The sequence below is a fragment of the Bizionia paragorgiae genome (genome assembly GCF_900107625.1).
In the GTDB taxonomy this organism is placed as follows: Bacteria; Bacteroidota; Bacteroidia; order Flavobacteriales; family Flavobacteriaceae; genus Bizionia; species Bizionia paragorgiae.
On sequence record NZ_FNQK01000004.1, the window covers coordinates 149,453 to 168,008 of the forward strand.

Consider the following 18,556-nt stretch of genomic DNA (forward strand, 5'->3'; position numbering starts at 1 on the left):
TTTTTGCGCTTTCCTAATGTGAATTTCCGTTAGGTATTACAAACGATAAAGATGGTGTCGTTTTAATTATTCAAAAATAAGTCAAATAAAATTAAATGCAATAAGAAGCGTTATAATATGACAAATCTATTATTTTTGTCTATCAATTAATTTTATATGCGCACACTACTTTCTGTTTTAACACTAAGCTTTTTATTTTTCTCTTGCGATGATGGCGAGATCATAACAACCGAGTTAACGTTTGGCAACACATTTAAAACCTGTGGGGATATTGTTTTTTATAAAACAAAATCCGAACCAGCAGAATCACTTTCTTTACTAGTGACCACACCAAGCATAGAATTATCAGATTTTTACGAAACGGTACCGACTACCGAGAATCCGTATTTAGTAGAATTGGTAGACACCCAGTTGGTGGTTAATATTACAGGAAATAACGTGTTAAACTACAGATCGTACGCATCGCTTCCTGACAACCTATTCTGTAGCGATATACCACCAGCAAACATTCAAGTCACTCAAGACCTTAACTCTGGAGGTAAAGCGCTATTTACTATGGATTTAATTGAAGATGATAACGATGGTATTCCTGCCGAGTTAGAAGACCTTAATGGCAATGGTGATTTATATGATGATGATACCGATGGCGATGGCATTCCTAATTTTTTAGATGCCGATGACGATGGTGATAATGTGTTAACTATTAACGAAAGACCTAATTACACTGCAGCCGATGGCTTAAGTATGGCTTTAGATACTGATGGTGATGGCATACCTGACTATTTAGACGATGATGATGATGGGGATGGCGTATTAACGCGAGATGAAGAAAATACAACTCAAGATCAAAACCCTACCAACGACATTACAAATAACACGGTAGGACCAGATTACTTAAACCCAATGGTAGCCACTGCTGTTCCTGCTACTGCTTATAGAGTCCATTCTATTAAACAAAAGTTTGTAGTTACATTAAATTTGGAAAACTTAACTTTTGATGTGGTAACGCAACAGTTTTTAGATTTTGGTACGCTTGACGATCCATCAACTAATAAAACGCGAACGGTAACCCCTACCTTTTAATCGTAGGTATTAGGTTTTACATTCTGAAAGATATAGACTTCGGTGGCCCCGAGTCCGTATTTCTTATAATCGGCAGCATAGAATTTAACATTGTTATAGCGACCAAAAAGGTATTCCAATTCTAATTTTAGAGTCCCCTCTCCCACACCATGGATAAAAACAACCTTTTGAATTTTCTTTTTAATAGCAAATTCTAATTTATGACGTGCGGTATCCAGTTGTAAAATCTTTTTGTCATGACTAGTCATACCGCGTTCCGATTTCACGAGTTGATGGATATGTAGGTCCACTTCCATGGTGGGTTGATAGCGCTCTTTCGCTTTTACTTTAGGTCCCTGTTTTCTTTTCTCTACAGACTTTTCACGAATTACCGTATCGAAACTTTGGTTTGAAAACACCTCTTTTTTCAAATCAGCACCACCTTGCTTCACAATTTCCGAGGCTTCAAATTGAAGCTCAAATCCATCGCGATCTTCGATAGTTATTGTACTACCACTAACCGTTGTCACTGTTCCCGAAAGATCTTCATCAAGAACAAATACCTTATCCCCTTTTTTAAAACTCATTCTTCTTCAATATAAGTCGTGGTGTCCTCCTTTTCAGATTTACTAGTAATGGTACTCGATAATCTGTATATTCCAAACATTAAAACAAGTATTCCCAACACTAAAATTAATGTATTTTGTTGCTCTTCCGCATTGGCATAGATAGCAACAGCACCACCTACCACTATTAACAAGTAACTAATTGTGTTCTTCTTCATCTTTTAATTTATTACTGCTAATATATTGTTTTCTACATTTAATATTTGTAAAATATAAAATAATTACAGCGCATATAAAATGAATTTATAAAAAAACTATTTTTATATTTACTTTTGATGAAACTCAATTTATGTCGCTCCCAGAAGACTACATGCTACCCTGTCTTAACAAAAAACTCTTAGGTTTTGAGTGCATGGGCTGTGGCATACAACGCGGGTTATCTCTATTCTTTCAAGGGGAGTTTGTAGCCGCTTTTAAAATGTATCCTGCTATTTATACTTTAATACCGCTAGCACTTCTTATTCTTAGTACATTTGTTTTTAAATTTAAATACGCTAATAAAATTATTAATGCCTTAGCCATTGCTTCAGTTTTAATAATTATTATTAGTTTTATCATCAAGAAAACCAACTAACAACCTTAAAGAATGAAAAAAGAATTAAAACCTACATTAGTTTACGTCCTCTCTGTTATTAGTATTTTATGCTGCTGCTTTGGTGGCTTAGGTGTTTTACTAGCAGCTCCAGCATTCTATATTGCCAACAAAAAAATTAAAGATGCGCAATTAAACCCGGATGACTATGAAGGAGATATTAATGCGATGAATACAGCAAAAATTGTTGCTTTAGTAGCACTTGCTATCAATGTCGTATATTTAATTTACTCGATTTATTTATTATCGACAGGAGAATTTGACAAAGCTATGGAAGAATTCCAAAGAGGTTTAGAAGAAGCTCAGAACGCACAATACAGCTAATTAGTTAGCAGGTATTTTGCATAAAAAAATGCGACCTATATCTAAATAGGTCGCATTTTTTTATTTATAAGGTTTCGAGATTATTTTTCGAAAGTCTTTAGTGTTTTAGTTATAATAGAAACACAGTCTAATAATTGCTCTTCAGTCATTACTAAAGGTGGTGCAAAACGAATAATATTTCCATGAGTTGGTTTAGCTAACAATCCGTTATCGCGTAATGCTAAACAGATGTTCCAAGCCGTATCACTATCTTCAGAATCGTTAATTATAATTGCATTTAATAACCCTTTACCTCTTACTGTAGTTACAATATTTGAAGTCTCGATAAATTTCTGCATTTCAGCTCTAAACAATTGTCCTAAAGTCTCAGCACGTTCTGCTAAGTTTTCATCTTTAACAACTTCTAAAGCAGCAATCGCTACAGCAGCAGCAATCGGGTTTCCTCCATAAGTACTACCATGGTTTCCAGGGCGAATTACACCCATAATGTTATCATTAGCTAATACAGCAGATACAGGATAAGCTCCTCCAGATAACGCTTTACCTAAGATAAGGATATCAGCTTTTACTTTTTCATGATCTATAGCTAATAGTCTTCCCGTACGCGCGATTCCTGTTTGAACTTCATCGGCAATAAATAAAACATTATGTTTTTCACATAAGGCTTTAGCTTTTGTTAGGTACCCTTCTGACGGTACATAAACACCAGCTTCCCCTTGAATAGGCTCTACTAGAAAACCAGCAATATTTTTATTACTTTCTAAAGCCTCTTCTAAAGCTTTAAGGTTATCGTATTCAATTTTTATAAACCCTTTTGTATAGGGTCCGAAATTTTTACGCGCTACAGGATCGTTAGAAAACGAGATGATGGTTGTTGTACGTCCGTGAAAGTTATTCTCACACACGATAATTTCCGCTTCATTTTCATCTATTCCTTTTACTTCGTAAGCCCATTTTCTACAGATTTTTAAAGCTGTTTCCACCGCTTCAGCACCTGTATTCATTGGTAATAATTTATCGAAATTAAATGTTTCTGAGGCAAATTTTTCGAATTTACCAAGCATATCGTTATAAAACGCTCTAGACGTTAAACTTAATGTTTGTGCTTGTTTAGTCATAGCATCCACAATTTTTGGATGACAGTGACCTTGGTTAACTGCAGAATAAGCAGATAAAAAGTCGTAGTACTTTTTGCCTTCAACATCCCAAACGTGTACCCCTTCTCCCTTGCTTAATACAACTGGTAGTGGGTGATAATTGTGGGCTCCGTATTTGTTTTCTAAGTCTATCGCTTGTTGCGATGTTAATTGTTCTAAAACAGCCATTATAATGGAATTTTAATTTAAAAAAAAGGTTATTCCTTCTTTGAGAATACGTTTAAATTATCCTCACCGGAGAGAAATCATCCGTGAATGCTGCAAATTACTAAATCTGATTGCCAAATCAAATAATTTATAAAACTGTTATCATAATTTTAACGCTCGAAACGCCATTATTTAACATCTTAAAGCACTAATAACAAACGAACTATACTCCCGTACTAACAATAAGAAATAAGATAACTTTTAAGAAAAACAGGTATTATCTTGCATTTTTTGGATTGTAATGATTAAATAATATAAAAAGAAAGTATTTTTGTGCCTATGTCAAGAAGAAAAACTAAAAAGCAAATTTTTACTAACGTAGAAGTTTTAGATGCAGCAGCAAAAGGAAAAACGGTAGCAAAAGCACCTGATGGTAAAGTGATATTTATATCTAATGCCGTACCTGGTGATATTGTAGATGTGCAAACTTTTAAAAAGCGAAAAGCTTTTTTTGAAGGTAAAGCGACTGTTTTTCATAAATTAAGCGAAAAACGTACCACCCCAGAATGTGAACATTTTGGAACTTGTGGGGGATGCAAATGGCAAGATATGGCCTATGAGCACCAATTATATTATAAGCAAAATGAAGTCACCAATAACCTAACCCGTATTGGACATATCGAATTGCCGGAAGTGACTCCTATTTTAGGATCTGCAAAACAGTATTTTTACAGAAATAAAATGGAGTTTTCATTTAGCGACTCACGATGGTTAACCCTTGAAGAGGTGCAATCGGACCGAGATTTAGGTGATAGAAACGCTTTAGGATTTCATATTCCAGGGATGTGGGATAAGATATTAGATATTAATAAGTGCCACTTACAAGCCGATCCGTCGAACGCCATTAGAAACAGCGTAAAAGCATTTGCTATAGATCACGGTTTGGAGTTTTTTAATACGAGAAACCAAACAGGACTATTGCGAACAATGATGATTCGTACCTCGTCTACAGGAGATATTATGATCCTTATTCAGTTTTTTAAGGAAGATAAAGAAAAGCGTGAGTTATTATTAGATCACCTTGCTGAAACCTTCCCTGAGATTACCTCTTTACAATATGTAATTAACGGTAAAGCAAACGATACCATTTACGATCAAGAGGTGATTTGCTATAAAGGACAAGATCATATTTTTGAAGAAATGGAAGGCTTGAAATTTAAGATTAATGCCAAATCATTTTACCAAACCAATTCTGATCAAGCTTACGAATTATACAAACTAACGCGTGAATTTGCCGATTTACAAGGCGACGAACTGGTTTACGATTTATATACAGGAACAGGGACTATTGCGCAATTTGTTGCTAAAAAAGCTAAAAAAGTTATTGGTGTGGAAGCCGTACCAGATGCGATTACTGCAGCAAAAGAAAACGCACAATTTAACGGCATTTCTAACGTTGAGTTTTATGTGGGTGATATGAAAAATGTGTTTAACGCCGATTTTATAAATACTCACGGACAGCCGGACGTTATTATTACCGACCCTCCAAGAGATGGTATGCATAAAGATGTCGTGCAACAAATTCTTAATATCGCTCCTAAAAAAGTGGTTTATGTAAGTTGTAATAGTGCTACGCAAGCTAGGGATTTGGAATTAATGGATGCGCAGTATAAAGTAACAAAAACCCAAGCCGTAGATATGTTTCCACAAACACATCACGTTGAAAACATTGTGCTTTTAGAAAAAAGATAATTTATAATTAATAGCAGAAAATCTGAGTCTTTTGAGAAAAATAACAGCCTTACTTCTACTCGTTTTAACCCTTACATTAAGTTGTGAGCGCGACGATATTTGCTCTGGAGAAACGCCAACCACGCCGCGATTAATTATCTCTTTTTTAGATTTAACAACGATAAACTTAGAAAACCCTAAAAACGTCAATTTTTTTAGGGTAGAAACGGTCGATGACTTGCGTGTGTTAGATGTTTATAATGGTACAGCCGCTGCCGACAGCGTTATACTGCCACTAAAAACGACCGACTCGATAACCCAATACCGTATGTATAAGGACTATGCCATTTCTAATAATGGCACTCCAAACGACCCGTCGGATGATTTTATTACTGGGAATCCAGATGTTATTACTATAGAATACGCTACCGAAGACGTTTACGTTTCTAAAGCTTGTGGTTATAAGTCTATTTTTAAAAACATAACAATAACGGTTGAAGATGATGGTGATAACTGGATCGAAGTCATACAATCGGTAAACGATAATCAAACTATAGAAAATGAAGATACCCCACACTTTAACATATTTCATTAGTACAGTAGTCTTACTGTTGTTTTGTGTTACTGTAAATGCGCAAGATCAAAATACGCCTGAAAATACACCTAGCGATTCGCTGGTTGTAAAACAAAAGTATGGCTTACGATTAGGTGGAGATATTAGTAAGCTAGTACGTTCTTTTTTAGATGAGGAGTATACAGGTTTTGAAATTAATGGGGACTACCGATTAACAAAAAATTGGTATGTTGCTGGTGAGTTGGGTACCGAAGAAAAAACAAGTAGTAACGACTTTTTAAGCACGACGGCAAACGGTAGTTATTTTAAGGCCGGGTTTGATTATAATATGTATGAGAACTGGCTAGATATGGAAAACATGATTTACAGTGGTTTCCGAGTGGGCGCTAGTACTTTTTCTCAACAACGCAATAGCTACACGGTATATAGTACAAATCAGTTTTGGGCCCCACAATTCACTTCTAACGAAGTGGAGAAGTTTAGCGGCCTTACAGCTATTTGGGCCGAACTGATAATGGGAATAAAGGCCGAGGTCTTAACCAATTTATTTGTAGGCATTCAAGCGCAATTAAAATTTTCGATTTCTGAAGATACCCCAGAAAATTTTGGTAATAATTATATTCCAGGTTTTGGAAAGACTTATGATGGTAGTAAAATTGGTGCTGGTTATGGGTATACTGTTTCTTACCTGATTCCTATTTTTAAGAAAAACAAGTAACCCTCTTATAAAAAGCGCTTTACAAGACTCTGCTCTACCCGCTTTAGCACTTCTGAAGCGACATACACAATAATCAGAAAAACCAGAGCAAAGACATAGATAAAGACATCCGATTCGTATTTATTAATCTGATATACCCACGGACTTCTCAAAAAGCCATTTAAAGCAAACATATACATAGCCAACCCTCCAGTGTATACTATAAAGGCATACATCTTACCTTGTGATAGTCGCGAAAGTTTTAAGAGTAAAGGCACAATTATAAGAATAAAGGCGAGCTGAGAAAAATTCCAAAAGAACTCAAAATACTGCCCCAAAATAAAAATTACTATAAGGGGTAAAACCATAGCTTTATACCTGAAATTGTAAGTTTTATCTTTGTTATACGCTAAAAGCATTCCAAATACAAACACCGGTAAGTTGCCTAAAAAATTATAGTATAGACTTAATTTTTGTGCTACAAAAAAATCATTGGTCGTTATAATAATCACGTACGACAGCAGCATTACTGCGACGAGTCCGTAACGATAACGATGATGGAGTTTCACTAAAAAGAAAAAGCAGACATACAACTGAATAATCATAGCATAAAACCAATACGGTCCGCTAACCACGAAAATTTTCCCTGGAATCCAATTCGCTAGTAAGGTATAACGCAACAGCAAATCTGTAATCGTTTGCATAGAAAAATCGCGTCCAAAAATAACATAGGTATAAACCAGTAAGCCTAAAATCGCTAAGGTAAAAACGGGATATAATTTTAAGATCCGTTTTTTCATAAATGGCACAAGGCTTAACTGTTTATGACCATACGCCACCGTTAAACCGTAGCCACTACAAAATATAAACAGTTGCACACCGTAATGTCCGAAATAAGAAAACAGGTGTTTAATAACATTGCCAAAGTCTAAAGTCATAGCAGACAAGAAGGTGTTATATACCTCTCGAGAGTAGCTGAACTCATTTTCTCCTATCATAGGTTTTACCCAATGCAAAAAATTATGACATACAATAAGTAAAATACCAATGCCTTTAAGATACAAGGTTTCGGTTTTTGATATTTTATTAATCATTGTTTTTGTATTTATGCGCTCTAAAGTACAGTAATTTATTTGGAATTATAAAGGGTAGCCTATTTACAATTCATCATAAAACCTACCGTGGCGCAATTGGCGTCTTTTCACTTTAAAATCACTACTAAATATACTTTTAGTACTATCGACACCCTTGGCACTAACTTGAATTAAATCGGAAAAACTATGAGTAAAATCTTCTAATGCATAGGGTTTACTCGAGTTTCTAGAAGTCGCTTCTATATGTTGTGGATGCTTTTTTTTATACGCTTCCGAAAACCAGGCTATAAAAGGAACATCGTGCATTGGTCGCGTTGCTTTACTACCGTGATGCCCTATAAAATCGATGGTATCAAAGACTTCATCACCATGGTCTGAAAAATAAACCACAAAACTAGGTTGATCTGCAGTTCTAACTGTTTCTATAATCTCGCGTACAACATAATCATTATAACGCACGGCATTATCGTATTCGTTTACCTTTAATTCGGAATAGGCGGTTTTATACTTTGTCCGTTCGTTGACACCCGAAAAATAATTAAATGTTTCTGGATAGCGTTTTTTATACAAACGGTGCGTGCCTATTAAATGCAAGAAAATAAGTTTTCTCTCGCCAGGCCTTTGAAGTGCCTTTTTAAGCTCTGGGAGTACATTCTCATCATAGATAGCATAATTATAGCTATCGGTAGCCAAAAACTGAGTCTGCTGTGCTGCACTACCAATTATTGTTGGTATACTCTCGGTAAACCCAACAGGTTCTTGATTAGATATCCAATGGGTAGTAAACCCCGCTGCGTTTGCCAACTGCACAACCGAAAAGTTAGTCTCATGTTGTGGCGTTTCAAAACTATTTAAGGTTAGGTTTTTCTCCAAAGAGCGAATCGTCATAACATGTGGGGAGATGGCATCTTCAAAAATAAAAAGCTCGTCTTTTATTTCTTTAAGTAACGGATTGGTGGGACGGTTATAACCATAGAGTTCCATATGCCAACGTGAAGTGGCCTCTCCTATAATAACGACACCTATTTTTGGTAGTGTATCTTGCCTGGTAATAGATACATTTTCTGAGGTCGTTTGTGCGAGATCTGATTGTACATTTTTCTTTGCTTCCGCATATTCCTTATAAGATTTTGATACGGTAAATACCAAACTATGATCTTTAAAAGAGCGGTTTAAAAAGTAGACACACAACAGCATCAATACCAATATAGCACTTCTAAAACCAGTAGAATTATGGTCAAGCTTGAAAACGGATATAGCCTTATTTTTAAAAACCAGATAGGCACTAGCTATTAGTATAGGAATAAGAAAAAGAAGGCTAATTACTACGACCTCGCCATTGACATAACCCGCTAAAAATTCTGAAGCTTCATTTTTGTTTGTTTCAAAGAGCACAAATAAAGAAGACCCGCTAATTTTTACACCAAAAACGGCATAAAAAATCAGTTTTATACTCGCAAAAAACCCGAGAATACCCAGTAATATTACGAAAGTCCATTTTTTTAGCCTAGGGGACTCAATCAATAAAACGGCTCCTATACTTATAGAAGTGAATAAAAACAGGGTCCCCAGCTCTTTGTAATAATCGGCTTTTAAAGGAATAACTAGCGCCCCAATAATAACAAACAACACCAAGGGATAGCCCAATACTAGCGCGCTACGGACTATTGGTGGAAGGTGTGATTTAAGACGCTTAAGCATAGAAAAAACCTCTATTTCATGTATTTTCCTTTTCTACTCCCGGCATAGATTTCATATTTCACTAAACGCGAATCTAAACGTGCATTCATTAAATGAATTTTTCGTGAAGGTCTTAGCCCTACATGTTTTAAAGCATCTAAATTAGAAGTGATAAACCAAGCGTCTGTATTCGGGTAGTTTTGTTTTAGGGTATCACCAATGTTTTTATAAAAACTTTCCATTTCGATATCCAGTCGTTCGCCATACGGCGGATTAAATACCATATGCAACTTCTCGTCCCCTCCTTTTTGAGTCTTAAAGAAATCTTCATGCTTTATAGAGATAAACTCTTCTAAGTGGGCATTTTGAACATTTTCTTTGGCTTTCGTGACTGCACTTGGTGACTTATCGAAGCCAAATATTTTATGATGAAAATCTCGTGTTTTTTTAAGTAGGGATTCCTCGATTTTTTCAAACAGCTCCACATCCCAATCTTGCCAGCGTTCGAAGGCAAATTCCTTACGCATTAAGTTTGGTGGAATATTGCAAGCAATCATAGCAGCTTCGGCAAGCATGGTACCACTACCACACATCGGGTCCATAAAATCACTTTGTCCGTCCCAACCCGACAGAATAATTAAGCCAGCAGCAAGCACCTCGTTTATAGGGGCGATATTTGTTGCCGTTTTATAACCGCGTTTGTGTAGGGATTCTCCCGAAGAGTCTAAAGACACATTACACACTTCGCGATCGATATGAATATTAATTTTTAAATCAGGGAATTTTAAATCCACATTAGGGCGCTCGCCAGTTTCATCTCTAAACTTATCGACAATCGCATCTTTGGTTTTTTGCGATATGTATAAAGAGTGTGTAAAAACTGTTGAGTTTACTGTTGCATCTACCGCTAACGTTCCTGAGGACTTTAAATATTTGCTCCAGTCCATTTTATAGATCTGCTTATACAGGTCCTGTTCGGTTTTGATTTTAAAACTATTAATAGGTTTTAAGATTTTTGTAGCCGTACGCAATGCTAAATTGGCTTTATACATAAACCCTTTATCCCCAACAAAACTAACGTTACGTACGCCTGTTTTAACTTCTTGAGCACCAAGTTGTATTAATTCGTTTGCTAATATATCTTCAAAACCAAATAAGGTTTTGGCGACCATTTTAAAATTTTCTTCCATTGAATTCGTGTAATAGATTGCAAAAATACTCTATTTTTGTTGCAAACTTAATGTTTTATTAAAAATTGGGTTAAGGATTGAGCAATTGTTGGAGCTCTCCCGATAACTATCGGGAAGCGACTTGTGAAAGCCTGGTGCGTTTTAGCGATAGCGAAAGGCAAACCCCAAAATCTATATATGACTGAACACACACAAAAATGGTACGCATCATGGTTTGATTCGCCATTTTATCATACTTTATACAAAGATCGAGATTATAACGAAGCGGAAACGTTTATGTATAATCTTACCAATTATTTAAATATTCCTGAAGGCGGAGATATTTTAGATTTAGCCTGTGGTAAAGGGCGTCACTCCATTTACTTAAACAGTATAGGATACGATGTTACGGGCGTAGATTTGTCTGAAAACAGCATTGCCTACGCTAAACAATTTGAAAACGACACCTTACATTTTGAAGTGCATGACATGTGTAAACCTTATAACAAACAGTTTGATGCTGTTTTTAATTTGTTTACGAGTTTCGGGTATTTTGATGAGGACATCGATAATTTAAACACTATTAAAGCCATTCATTCGGATTTAAATGAAAGTGGATTTGGTGTCATCGATTTTATGAATAGCGAATTTGTTATAGACCACCTGGTCGCTGAAGACACGAAAACTGTAAATGGTATTGACTTTTTACAAAAGCGTCGTGTTGAAAACGGATATATTATTAAAGACATTTCCTTTACTTTCGAAGACGAATACTACGAGTTTCAAGAGCGTGTTCGCGCGTTTACACTAGCCGATTTTGAAGCGCTTTTTGAACAAGCAGGAGTGTATTTATTGGATGTGTTTGGCGACTATAAGCTGAACAAATTTCATCGTAAATCGTCTGAACGTTTAATATTAATTTTTAAATAAACGCATGCTTATAAATATCGTTTTACCCATTCTATCTGTTGTTTTAGGTTTTTTAATTGTACTTATTTTAAAACCCAAACAGAGTAAGAATTTAAAATTATTACTGGCTTTTAGCGGTGCCTTCTTACTATCTATTACCGTATTTCATTTTTTACCAGAGGTGTACCACGAGGATTCTCACTCGGTAGGTGTCTTTATAATGGCTGGTATTTTACTACAAATTATATTAGAATTTTTCTCTAAAGGAGCCGAGCACGGCCATATTCACTTAGACAAAAACGACAAGAGTTTCCCGTGGCTTCTTTTTGTAAGTTTAAGTATTCACAGTGTTTTAGAAGGTATTCCTGTTGATGGGCACCACAACCTGATTTACGGTATTATTATCCATAAATTACCGGTAGCGATCATTTTAGCCACCTTTTTTAGAGCCTCTAAAATGAAGACTTCTAAAGCGATAGCCTTTTTATTGCTTTTTGCTTTAATGACACCTTTAGGGGTATTAATAGCTGCGAATTTTAGTATTATTCATACCTATTACACAGAAATATCGGGTGTAGTTATAGGTATTCTATTACATATTTCGACGACGATTTTATTTGAAAGTAATGAAAACCACAAGTTTAATATTTCCAAATTATTAACCATCATTATTGCTATTGTTATAGCGTATCTAATATAACATTATGTTTAGTAAAGAGGACTCTAGAAAGTTACGTGAAGAATTTTGGATTAGCTATGGGAAGTCGTTTCCACGAAAATGGATATTGTACGACACAAAAATAAAAGGCTTTAGTTTTAAATTCCATTTTGATAATAAATCGGCGGCCGTATTTCTAGATTTAGAAGACGATTTAGAAAACCGTATTAACTGCTGGGAGAAATTAGTAGCGCTTAAAGCCATATTAACCTCCGAATACCTTCCAGAAGCAATTTACGAAGAAGAGTACTTTTTAGATAATGGAAAAGAGATCTCTAGAATTTCTGTTCACTTGGACGACAAAGTATCGATACATAATAAGAACTCTTGGCAACACGTTATGCTGTTCTTTAATGAAAAAATGGGCGCTTTCGAGGACTTTTTTACCGAATATGAAGATTACCTTAAGGCATAACCTATTAATTATCAGTGCTATTCAAATAAAAAAGCAGAACAACCACCGTTGTTCTAAAAAAAACACTATATTTGCACCTTGAAAAAATCCGAGATGCGGATTTTTATATTCCTCAGAGTGAGGATGTGTTACTAGAAGTAAGGTTTTTAAGTATGTTCGATGCGCTTCTAAATGTAACACCAACATTACGCCATTGAATACTTATAATTAAGAATGAACACATTCCAAGATTTAGGTCTTAACGAAGATCTATTAAAAGCTATTACTGATTTAGGTTTTGAAAAACCAAGTGAAGTCCAAGACAAATCCATTCCAATTTTATTAGAATCTGATACCGATTTAGTTGCATTAGCACAAACGGGTACAGGAAAAACTGCAGCATTTGGTTTCCCAATGCTTCAAAAAATTGATTCGTCTTCACGAACTACTCAAGGACTAATTTTATCTCCAACGCGTGAGTTATGTTTGCAAATTGCAAACGAAATGAAACAATACGGTAAGTATTGTAACGGTTTAAATGTGGTTGCCATTTATGGTGGATCAAGTATAATGGACCAAGCGAGAGACGTAAAACGTGGTGCACAAATTATTGTTGCCACTCCTGGTCGTATGAAAGATATGATTAACAGACGTCTGGTAGATATTTCTAAAATACAGTATGCTGTTTTAGATGAGGCCGACGAGATGTTAAACATGGGCTTTAAAGAAGACATTACCGACATATTATCTCATACTCCAGAAGAGAAAAACACCTGGTTATTCTCGGCAACCATGCCAAAAGAGGTTGCTAAAATTGCTAAGAAATTCATGAAAGATCCGCAGGAAATTACTGTTGGTCATAAAAATGAAAGTACAAGCAATGTTTCTCACGAATACTTTTTAGTAAATGCTCGCGATCGTTACCAAGCTTTAAAACGCTTAGCCGATGCGAATCCAGATATCTTTTCTGTAATCTTTTGTCGTACAAAAAGAGACACTCAAAAAGTTGCAGAACAATTAATTGAAGACGGATACAGTGCTGGGGCATTACACGGTGATTTAAGTCAGAATCAACGTGATATTGTTATGAAGCAATTTAGAACACAGCAAATACAAATGCTTGTCGCTACCGATGTTGCGGCTCGTGGTATTGATGTGGATGATATTACACACGTTATCAACTACCAATTACCTGATGAAATTGAAACGTACACACACCGTTCTGGTCGTACAGGTCGTGCAGGTAAAACTGGTGTTTCTATGGTTATTGTTTCTAAGAGTGAGGTTCGAAAAATTAAAAGTATCGAACGTATCATTAATAAGAAATTCGAACTTAAGGAAATCCCTAGTGGTATAGAAATTTGCGAGGTACAGTTAATGTCGTTAGCAAACAAAATCCACACTACAGAAGTTAATCCTGAAATTGGTAAGTATTTAGAAAGCATAAACTCTATGTTTGAAGACACGACTAAAGATGAATTAGTGCAGAAATTTTTCTCTGTAGAATTCTCTCGTTTCTTTAACTACTACCAAAAATCTAAAGATTTAAACGTAAAAGCTGGAGCTAGCAGAGATGGTGATGGCGAATCACGCTCTTACGGTTCTAATGCAGCAAGATTCTTTATTAACGTAGGTGAAAAAGACGGTTTCGATTGGATGAAATTGAAAGATTTCTTAAAAGAACAATTAGATCTTGGACGTGATGATGTTTTTAAAGTAGATACTAAAGACACCTTCTCTTTCTTTAACACAGAAAAAGAATTACAAGAGAAAGTATTAGCTTTCTTTACAGATTTTAAATATAACGGACGTTTTGTAAACGTTGAAATCACTGAAGATAAACCAAACCGTGGCGGAAGAGGTCGTGGAGGTAAGTTTACTGGTGGTGGAAAACGTCGCGACGATAAAAGAGACGGTGGTAAATCGCGCTCATTTGGAAACTCTAGCCGTTCTGGAAACAGAAGTGACAGACGCAAAAGCAGTGATTCCTCTTCAAGCAGACCAAGACGTAGTGAATCTAAAGCAGAAACCTCTGGAGATTCTAGACCAAGACGTTCTAGACGCTAAGCGTTTTTGTTAATTTTTAGCAAAAAATAACTTTAAAAGTACTAAATAATTATATGTTTAGTACTTTTATCGTTTATATCCATAAGATCTATGAAACCCCTATTTACTTTTATTCTTCTCCTGACCTCCCTGTTTTCTTTTTCGCAAGAGGACGATACTGAAGTTTTAGGTGTCATCGTCGATGCCACTACAAATTACACCCTAGAGGATGTAAATATTGTAAATATTAATCAGGTCATAGGAACAACAACAAATAACAAAGGGGAGTTTAAACTTAAAGCAAAAGTTAACGATACACTCCACCTCTCTTATATAGGTTATAAATCGATTAAAGTAAAAGTCACCAATGACTGGTTAAAGTTTGGGAGTTCTAAAATTACTTTAACAGAATTAGCCTTAGCCTTAGAAGAAGTTGTAGTTAATGAACTAAAACTAACTGGATATTTAGAGGTAGATATAAAGCAAGTAGCGCTTAACACAAACTACCGTTATAGTATATCGGGATTATCTATGGGCTATGAAGCCGGAAACAATTCTAAAAGTGCTGTTGATAAAATTTTGGGTTCTATTTTTAATCCTTTAGACTTTTTATACAATACGTTTAGCAGTAAGTCTCAAGAACTTAGAAAGCTAAAACAAATGAAACAAGATGACGAAATAAGAGCGCTCCTTGCCTCGCGTTTCGATCGTGAAATGTTAATGGTTTTACTCCAGGTTAATAAGATCGATCTCGATGAAATAATTACACAATGTAATTACTCCAAAGCATTTATTCAAACGGCTAACGATTTACAAATATTAGATGCTATAAGTGAATGTTATGAAGAGTTTAAAGTCCTAAACCGAAACGGTAAGAAACGGTATTAATCACATTAGCGCGTGCAATCTACACTTGGTGTTGTGGGTTGTTATAAGTAATATATTAACAGACCAAAAAAAAGCGATTGTATAAAGACATCTTTATACAATCGCTTTTTTAGGTTTAGAACTCGCTAGTATGCATGGCGCGCTGCTTAATACGTAGCACACGGGTTTACCCCGCAAGATCTACTATGCTCCCATCGCTCCAGCACCTAAGCCTAAGACGGTTAAAATAATATTAATGACAATCCCTAGACCAAAGCCCCACAACGCCATATGACAAGCAGCCTTGGCTTTATTTGGACTGTCTTTTTTACTGGTAAAATAAATAATAATTCCAGCAAGGGGAATACAAAATGAAAGGACTTTTAAGCCCGTACTTAATTCATCGTTTGCATTGTGATTTGGTTGTAAATTTTCTGACATGGTTTAAGTTGGTTTAGTTGATTAGTATTAAGATTTGGCGACCAATAAACACTCCTATAATAGTTATTAGCGACATGGTACCGATACCTGAAATTAGACCGGTAATAAAACGTAATTTATTATTACTTTCATAGTTTGTGAACGCTTGGAGTGTACCGTCGATATAAGTTGGTAGAATCATTATTATAGTCCAAAACAACGATATTTTAAGAAAGCCTAATGCAAATATGGGCATGAAAAAATATCCTAGATTTATACCTGTACATCTTGAACATAAAGGCAACTGCCTCCCTTTAAAAAAAAAGGAACGCTCCGGAAGCCTATGGCAATAAGAAAAATTAAGAGTTACCCCTTTTTTAGAAAGCGACTTTAACGTCTTCATAGAATTAAAATTCTCTTAAAAAAGAGATTTAAATTTATATTTAGATGTCTAATATAATTTATTTTTTGTTAGTCTCAAACTTTAATGGTCATAGCATTAAACATAAACAAATCGTCTAAGCGTTGTAATTTAGGATATAACTCTTCTGCAAAAATTAAAAACTGGCATTTTTCTAAACTTTCAGGAACGCGAATAACATCGTTATAATATTTTGCTTTTATCGCGAATTCAGCATCTTCTATAATAAAAAGTTTTAATTGGGTCACGTTAATAGCATTTAGAAAAAACAACTTGTTTAAACGCTTAGGCGTGGCAATTACTATATCTTGTCCGTAATAAATCTCTTCTTTTTGCTTTTCCAAATCATGCTCTTCGTACGCGGTATAAATTCGTAAATCGGTACGACTTGTAAACTCTAAAAAAGCCGCTTGTAAATCCAATGCCGCTTGTTTGTCCTCTACTAATATTAAGGCTCTAGGCGCATCTTCGAACGCTTTACTACCTAACATTTGCATCGTTCCTATAATCATTGCGGTCGTTTTCCCTACCCCCTTTTTTCCAATTCCATAAATATCGATACCCGATTTTATTTTTGGTAAAAAAAGTTTCTGAAAAGACGTTGGCGCTTCAATATCATTGGTAATTAAAGCATCTTTAATTTCTGGATTTAGCTTTTTAAAAGACATATATTTTCTACTATTTTTTAGGCTACTAAACTACTCGATATTAATGACCCGACAAAACACAGCACCTATTTGTTTCGGTGAGCCCCTTCTGTTAAAAAAACTCTGATTTAAGTTTTTGGCACGGTGCTTGTAATTTACCTCATATTCAATCTTAAAACCTATAGTTATGAAAAAAATAATCTATTTATTTTCAGCATTACTTTTTACAAGTCTTGCTGTAAAAGCAGAAAGCGGACCTCTTGAGGAGTCTCCAAATAGTTCTAGATTTTATGGGTATGATAACTCATTCATATTTGTAGAGCAAGGCATTGAATTTTCGGTCTTTCCAGACGGGCAATTTGATTTCTATTTACCAAATTACGGTCCGAGAGTAAATGTCTCTATTGGATCACCAAATGTTCACGTGAGTTTTAACTCGGGTTACGATTACGGTGCTTATGTACAGTATGACGAATTTGGAGCGATTATTCAAATAGAAAACGTCCCTATATTTTACGACTATTACGGTAGAATTAGTCAGATAGGAAACATATTTGTTGACTATAACCATTACGGATATGTTACACGATTAGGCGGATTACATGTGTTTTACAACAATCACCACAGGTTTTCTCATTTTAGAGGCTATATAAACATACACAACAGACGTTATGTTCACAGACCTTGGCATTCACATTACCGAGTTCCAGCACATCACTACCGTGTGGTTTATAGCAAACCTTACAGAAAGCACTACAAACCGGTACGTTATAAATACCATAAACCGTATATGAATAACAGCCGAAGACGTACTGCAGTAGCAAACAGAAGAGGTCATACTATTGAAAGAAGCCGATCGTATGCTTCTCGAACTGAAGGTAGACAACGTTATACAGAACAGAACTCTAGAAGTAGAGAGCGTTCTCGTGCTACATCACCGCGATCAAGATCAGGAAACGCAAGTCAGGCAACACGAAGTAACACGCCAAGACGCGGTACTGAAGCACGTTCTAATAGAACGGACACGAGAACAGCAAAGGCAAACACACCAAGTCGTTCAAAAAGAAACGATCGTGTTTCGGCTCCGAAAAGAAAATCATCACAGGCGCCAAAAGCAAAACGAACAGAACGTACTGCGCGTACGCAAAATAAAAGCACGCGGTCTAAAGGTAATATGAGAAGTCCTTCGACACGTCAAAAAGCACCAGCGAGAGCTTCTAAATCGAATTCACGTTCTTCAAACACGAAACGTAATTCAACACGATCGCAAAGGGTTTAAAT

21 protein-coding genes are annotated in these 18,556 nt (G+C 35.5%); 12 read left to right on the forward strand and 9 right to left on the reverse strand.

The genetic code is table 11. The annotated features are described in order from the left end of the window. Nucleotides 1–156: 156 nt before the first annotated feature. The gene (locus BLV64_RS04045; protein ID WP_092132792.1) at nt 157–1,083 is read left to right on the forward strand and encodes a hypothetical protein; all 927 of its coding nucleotides are present in this window, start codon (nt 157–159) and stop codon (nt 1,081–1,083) included. Here BLV64_RS04045 and BLV64_RS04050 read toward each other — a convergent pair. Together BLV64_RS04050 and BLV64_RS04055 are read right to left on the reverse strand one after the other, a co-directional pair. Next, nucleotides 1,080–1,649, reverse strand: coding sequence for a Smr/MutS family protein (locus BLV64_RS04050; RefSeq protein ID WP_092132795.1), 570 nt, complete (start codon nt 1,647–1,649; stop codon nt 1,080–1,082). The genes BLV64_RS04045 and BLV64_RS04050 overlap by 4 nt on opposite strands. Next, the gene (locus tag BLV64_RS04055; RefSeq protein WP_092132797.1) at nt 1,646–1,846 is read right to left on the reverse strand and encodes a hypothetical protein; all 201 of its coding nucleotides are present in this window, start codon (nt 1,844–1,846) and stop codon (nt 1,646–1,648) included. The genes BLV64_RS04050 and BLV64_RS04055 overlap by 4 nt, the downstream gene beginning before the upstream one ends. 131 nt (nt 1,847–1,977) lie before the next feature. Between BLV64_RS04055 and BLV64_RS04060 the strand changes: the two genes are divergently transcribed. Together BLV64_RS04060 and BLV64_RS04065 are read left to right on the forward strand one after the other, a co-directional pair. After that, nucleotides 1,978–2,262: a DUF2752 domain-containing protein gene (locus tag BLV64_RS04060; protein ID WP_092132800.1), complete on the forward strand. Its 285-nt coding sequence runs from the start codon at nt 1,978–1,980 to the stop codon at nt 2,260–2,262. A 12-nt stretch (nt 2,263–2,274) separates the two neighbouring features. Next, nucleotides 2,275–2,604 (forward strand): CCC motif membrane protein, encoded by a 330-nt coding sequence (locus tag BLV64_RS04065; protein WP_092132803.1) that lies wholly within the window; start codon nt 2,275–2,277, stop codon nt 2,602–2,604. A gap of 80 nt (nt 2,605–2,684) precedes the next feature. Here the strand turns inward: BLV64_RS04065 and rocD are convergent, their stop codons facing one another. Further along, a complete protein-coding gene (gene rocD, locus BLV64_RS04070; RefSeq protein WP_092132806.1) occupies nt 2,685–3,929 on the reverse strand; it encodes an ornithine--oxo-acid transaminase in 1,245 nt (414 codons plus the stop codon). Nucleotides 3,930–4,247: 318 nt separating this feature from the next. On the opposite strand from rocD, the gene rlmD reads away from it, so the two are divergent. The 3 genes from rlmD to BLV64_RS04085 are packed head-to-tail and all read left to right on the forward strand — an operon-like array spanning nt 4,248 to nt 6,931. Next, nucleotides 4,248–5,660: a 23S rRNA (uracil(1939)-C(5))-methyltransferase RlmD gene (gene rlmD, locus BLV64_RS04075; protein WP_092132808.1), complete on the forward strand. Its 1,413-nt coding sequence runs from the start codon at nt 4,248–4,250 to the stop codon at nt 5,658–5,660. 31 nt (nt 5,661–5,691) lie between these two features. Further along, a complete protein-coding gene (locus tag BLV64_RS04080) occupies nt 5,692–6,234 on the forward strand; it encodes a DUF6452 family protein (protein WP_092132811.1) in 543 nt (180 codons plus the stop codon). Next, entirely contained in the window at nt 6,200–6,931 is a 732-nt protein-coding gene (locus BLV64_RS04085) for a DUF6048 family protein (RefSeq protein ID WP_092132814.1), read from the forward strand. Before BLV64_RS04080 ends, BLV64_RS04085 begins: the two co-directional genes overlap by 35 nt. Nucleotides 6,932–6,936: 5 nt before the next feature. Here the strand turns inward: BLV64_RS04085 and BLV64_RS04090 are convergent, their stop codons facing one another. The 3 genes from BLV64_RS04090 to BLV64_RS04100 all read right to left on the reverse strand — a co-directional run bounded on the left by BLV64_RS04090 (nt 6,937) and on the right by BLV64_RS04100 (nt 10,874). Next, complete coding sequence (locus tag BLV64_RS04090; protein ID WP_092132817.1) at nt 6,937–8,004, reverse strand: acyltransferase family protein; 1,068 nt, start codon at nt 8,002–8,004, stop codon at nt 6,937–6,939. Between the two features lie 63 nt (nt 8,005–8,067). Further along, complete coding sequence (locus tag BLV64_RS04095; RefSeq protein WP_092132820.1) at nt 8,068–9,705, reverse strand: sulfatase-like hydrolase/transferase; 1,638 nt, start codon at nt 9,703–9,705, stop codon at nt 8,068–8,070. An 11-nt stretch (nt 9,706–9,716) separates the two neighbouring features. After that, the gene (locus tag BLV64_RS04100; RefSeq protein WP_092132823.1) at nt 9,717–10,874 is read right to left on the reverse strand and encodes a THUMP domain-containing class I SAM-dependent RNA methyltransferase; all 1,158 of its coding nucleotides are present in this window, start codon (nt 10,872–10,874) and stop codon (nt 9,717–9,719) included. Between the two features lie 177 nt (nt 10,875–11,051). On the opposite strand from BLV64_RS04100, the gene BLV64_RS04105 reads away from it, so the two are divergent. The 5 genes from BLV64_RS04105 (at nt 11,052) to BLV64_RS04125 (ending at nt 15,808) form a co-directional block, all read left to right on the forward strand. Further along, complete coding sequence (locus BLV64_RS04105) at nt 11,052–11,783, forward strand: class I SAM-dependent methyltransferase (RefSeq protein ID WP_092132826.1); 732 nt, start codon at nt 11,052–11,054, stop codon at nt 11,781–11,783. 4 nt (nt 11,784–11,787) lie between these two features. Beyond that, nucleotides 11,788–12,462 carry a ZIP family metal transporter gene (locus tag BLV64_RS04110; protein ID WP_092132829.1) on the forward strand — a complete coding sequence of 225 codons (675 nt, stop codon included), beginning with the start codon at nt 11,788–11,790 and terminating at the stop codon, nt 12,460–12,462. A gap of 4 nt (nt 12,463–12,466) precedes the next feature. Further along, nucleotides 12,467–12,895, forward strand: coding sequence for a DUF4268 domain-containing protein (locus BLV64_RS04115; protein WP_092132831.1), 429 nt, complete (start codon nt 12,467–12,469; stop codon nt 12,893–12,895). A 213-nt stretch (nt 12,896–13,108) separates the two neighbouring features. Then, nucleotides 13,109–14,941 (forward strand): DEAD/DEAH box helicase, encoded by a 1,833-nt coding sequence (locus tag BLV64_RS04120; RefSeq protein ID WP_092132834.1) that lies wholly within the window; start codon nt 13,109–13,111, stop codon nt 14,939–14,941. A gap of 90 nt (nt 14,942–15,031) precedes the next feature. Next, a complete protein-coding gene (locus BLV64_RS04125) occupies nt 15,032–15,808 on the forward strand; it encodes a carboxypeptidase-like regulatory domain-containing protein (RefSeq protein WP_092132837.1) in 777 nt (258 codons plus the stop codon). A 183-nt stretch (nt 15,809–15,991) separates the two neighbouring features. Here BLV64_RS04125 and BLV64_RS04130 read toward each other — a convergent pair whose 3' ends face one another. From BLV64_RS04130 to BLV64_RS04140, 3 genes are all read right to left on the reverse strand, one after another. Further along, entirely contained in the window at nt 15,992–16,228 is a 237-nt protein-coding gene (locus BLV64_RS04130; RefSeq protein ID WP_092132839.1) for a hypothetical protein, read from the reverse strand. A 13-nt stretch (nt 16,229–16,241) separates the two neighbouring features. Then, nucleotides 16,242–16,610, reverse strand: a complete 369-nt coding sequence (locus BLV64_RS04135; RefSeq protein ID WP_092132842.1) for a DUF2085 domain-containing protein — start codon at nt 16,608–16,610, stop codon at nt 16,242–16,244. 74 nt (nt 16,611–16,684) lie between these two features. Further along, the gene (locus BLV64_RS04140) at nt 16,685–17,296 is read right to left on the reverse strand and encodes a DEAD/DEAH box helicase (RefSeq protein WP_092132845.1); all 612 of its coding nucleotides are present in this window, start codon (nt 17,294–17,296) and stop codon (nt 16,685–16,687) included. 166 nt (nt 17,297–17,462) lie between these two features. On the opposite strand from BLV64_RS04140, the gene BLV64_RS04145 reads away from it, so the two are divergent. Next, on the forward strand, nt 17,463–18,554 hold the full coding sequence (locus BLV64_RS04145) for a hypothetical protein (protein WP_092132848.1): 1,092 nt from the start codon (nt 17,463–17,465) through the stop codon (nt 18,552–18,554). The last annotated feature ends 2 nt before the right edge of the window (nt 18,555–18,556 follow it).

Excerpts from the sequence above, each read along its gene's own strand:
- BLV64_RS04045 (WP_092132792.1), top strand. The coding sequence starts at position 157 with ATGCGCACACTACTTTCTGTTTTAACACTAAGCTTTTTATTTTTCTCT.
- BLV64_RS04050 (WP_092132795.1), bottom strand. The coding sequence starts at position 1,649 with ATGAGTTTTAAAAAAGGGGATAAGGTATTTGTTCTTGATGAAGATCTT.
- BLV64_RS04055 (WP_092132797.1), bottom strand. The coding sequence starts at position 1,846 with ATGAAGAAGAACACAATTAGTTACTTGTTAATAGTGGTAGGTGGTGCT.
- BLV64_RS04060 (WP_092132800.1), top strand. The coding sequence starts at position 1,978 with ATGTCGCTCCCAGAAGACTACATGCTACCCTGTCTTAACAAAAAACTC.
- BLV64_RS04065 (WP_092132803.1), top strand. The coding sequence starts at position 2,275 with ATGAAAAAAGAATTAAAACCTACATTAGTTTACGTCCTCTCTGTTATT.
- rocD (WP_092132806.1), bottom strand. The coding sequence starts at position 3,929 with ATGGCTGTTTTAGAACAATTAACATCGCAACAAGCGATAGACTTAGAA.
- rlmD (WP_092132808.1), top strand. The coding sequence starts at position 4,248 with ATGTCAAGAAGAAAAACTAAAAAGCAAATTTTTACTAACGTAGAAGTT.
- BLV64_RS04085 (WP_092132814.1), top strand. The coding sequence starts at position 6,200 with ATGAAGATACCCCACACTTTAACATATTTCATTAGTACAGTAGTCTTA.
- BLV64_RS04090 (WP_092132817.1), bottom strand. The coding sequence starts at position 8,004 with ATGATTAATAAAATATCAAAAACCGAAACCTTGTATCTTAAAGGCATT.
- BLV64_RS04095 (WP_092132820.1), bottom strand. The coding sequence starts at position 9,705 with ATGCTTAAGCGTCTTAAATCACACCTTCCACCAATAGTCCGTAGCGCG.
- BLV64_RS04100 (WP_092132823.1), bottom strand. The coding sequence starts at position 10,874 with ATGGAAGAAAATTTTAAAATGGTCGCCAAAACCTTATTTGGTTTTGAA.
- BLV64_RS04105 (WP_092132826.1), top strand. The coding sequence starts at position 11,052 with ATGACTGAACACACACAAAAATGGTACGCATCATGGTTTGATTCGCCA.
- BLV64_RS04110 (WP_092132829.1), top strand. The coding sequence starts at position 11,788 with ATGCTTATAAATATCGTTTTACCCATTCTATCTGTTGTTTTAGGTTTT.
- BLV64_RS04115 (WP_092132831.1), top strand. The coding sequence starts at position 12,467 with ATGTTTAGTAAAGAGGACTCTAGAAAGTTACGTGAAGAATTTTGGATT.
- BLV64_RS04120 (WP_092132834.1), top strand. The coding sequence starts at position 13,109 with ATGAACACATTCCAAGATTTAGGTCTTAACGAAGATCTATTAAAAGCT.
- BLV64_RS04125 (WP_092132837.1), top strand. The coding sequence starts at position 15,032 with ATGAAACCCCTATTTACTTTTATTCTTCTCCTGACCTCCCTGTTTTCT.
- BLV64_RS04130 (WP_092132839.1), bottom strand. The coding sequence starts at position 16,228 with ATGTCAGAAAATTTACAACCAAATCACAATGCAAACGATGAATTAAGT.
- BLV64_RS04135 (WP_092132842.1), bottom strand. The coding sequence starts at position 16,610 with ATGAAGACGTTAAAGTCGCTTTCTAAAAAAGGGGTAACTCTTAATTTT.
- BLV64_RS04140 (WP_092132845.1), bottom strand. The coding sequence starts at position 17,296 with ATGTCTTTTAAAAAGCTAAATCCAGAAATTAAAGATGCTTTAATTACC.
- BLV64_RS04145 (WP_092132848.1), top strand. The coding sequence starts at position 17,463 with ATGAAAAAAATAATCTATTTATTTTCAGCATTACTTTTTACAAGTCTT.